This window comes from Longicatena sp., from assembly GCF_982403165.1.
On sequence record NZ_CEVYEL010000109.1, the window covers coordinates 1 to 1,966 of the forward strand.

2 protein-coding genes are annotated in these 1,966 nt (G+C 39.8%); both read right to left on the minus strand.

What is annotated here, in order from left to right; genetic code table 11:
- Positions 1 to 162: 162 nt before the first annotated feature.
- A complete protein-coding gene (locus AC1VS3_RS12880; RefSeq protein ID WP_008689065.1) occupies positions 163 to 645 on the minus strand; it encodes a DNA-deoxyinosine glycosylase in 483 nt (160 codons plus the stop codon).
- The gene (gene rimO / locus AC1VS3_RS12885; RefSeq protein ID WP_119983524.1) at positions 639 to 1,940 is read right to left on the minus strand and encodes a 30S ribosomal protein S12 methylthiotransferase RimO; all 1,302 of its coding nucleotides are present in this window, start codon (positions 1,938 to 1,940) and stop codon (positions 639 to 641) included. Before rimO ends, AC1VS3_RS12880 begins: the two co-directional genes overlap by 7 nt.
- Between the last annotated feature and the right edge of the window lie 26 nt (positions 1,941 to 1,966).

Here is a 1,966-nt window from a genome sequence, read left to right on the forward strand (position 1 = left end):
ATGGACAAAAATGTTTTAATTATTTTGTGTGTCTACTTGACACAAGCTGATCATTTTGTAACTTATCTTGTCGTTATCATTTGCTTCTTCTATCACCCTTTCATCCTAGAAACGTTTTCAGATTTCCATCTAGCATGAAAAAAAGTGCTAATCATCAGCACTTTATAAATCATATGCAGATAACACCTGCATCCATTTTGCAAATAATGCTTCCTCTTTGATCGTGCGATTCGCATTGCTGGTACTAGGCAAATAAATTACTTGCTTATCCAAATGCGCAAAATGTTTTTGAAACAGTTCATAGCTTTTACGACCATTGCAGATAATGATTGAAATTTCTGGATACGCTTCTAGCAGCTCATCAATCGGATTCACTTTTTCATTGCGAATTGCCGAATCCAAGCTGCCTTCTCGTTCACATTCTCCAATGACATCCCATAAAATCATATGATGCGTTAAAATGATTGCCTTCTTTTGTTCATAGGTAGCTATTGGCATCCCAAATTGTGCATGCAAGATCTTCCAGAAGCGATTATGCGCAAACCCATAATATTCCTGCTTCTCTAAAGAAGTCACAGATGGCATAGAGCCTAAGATCATCACTCGCGGCTGTTTGGCAATAATAGGGGCAAAGCCTTTTAACACAAAGCTTCTCCGATCACATCATGAGGGAGGGCCTCGGTAATCTTAACCTGGATAAAACTTCCCAGGGCTAATGGTTGTTTACTTGTAAAAATGACCATACCATCCACTTCATCCGGTGCACTGTTTGCTCCACGTCCACGATATTTGCCAGTCAAGCCATCCTGTGCTTCTACCAAAACTTCCATCACCGTACCAATACGTTTTTGTTGATTGGCTAAAGAGATTTCTTCCTGACGCTGCATCAAAATTGCTAAACGACGTTGTTTTTCTTCTTCTGCAACACTTTGTTCCATATCAAAAGCCGGCGTATCTTCTTCCGGAGAATAGGTGAAAGCACCCATGCGATCCCAATGAACATCTTCTACAAACTGCATCAATTCATCAAAATCTTCCTGTGTTTCTGAGGGAAAGCCCACGATAAAGGTCGTACGTAAAGTAGGATCCGCATACGTCTTGCGAATCTTTTTAATCAATGCCAAGACTTCCTCTTTAGTGCCTCGACGATTCATAGCTGCCAGCATACGATTGTTGGCATGCTGCATTGGAATATCAAAATATGGCAATACTTTCGATAACTTCGCCATACCTTCAATTAAGTCCTCATCAATTTCATCCGGATACATATATAAGATACGAATCCAATGAAAGCCATCAATCTCATGAAGCTTTTGTAACAGTTCTAATAAAGAACGTTTGCCATATAAGTCAACTCCATACTTTGTCGTATCCTGGGCAATTAAAACCAATTCCTTAACACCGCGCTGTGCCAGTTCTTTGGCCTCTTGGACCAATTGTTCCATGGGAAAGGTTACATTATCACCGCGAATCAAAGGAATTGCACAATAGGTACAGCGATTGCTACAACCTTCGGCAATTTTCAAATATGCCGTCCATGGCTTGCTTGATACCATACGCTCACTTTTGCCATAGCTGACAAGTTCTTTCCCATCCAATAAAGAGTGAAGAATCTCATGTAGATGCGGGTATTCGCGAATACTGATGACGGCATCGATTTCTGGAATTTCTGCCTCCAAGGTTTCCTTATAACGTTGCGCCAGACAGCCAACCACAATCAACTTTTTACAATTTTGTTTTTTATATTCCGCCATCTTAAAAATCGTATTGATGGCTTCTTCTTTCGCAGAATTAATAAATCCGCATGTATTAATGATGATGGCTTCTGCTTCCTGCGCATCCTTAACCAATTCATGATGTCCACTTTTCAACATGCCCATCATCTTTTCACTATCAACTAAATTTTTACTACAGCCTAAAGAAATAAAACCTATTTTCATATACTACACCTCGCTAGGTACTACTA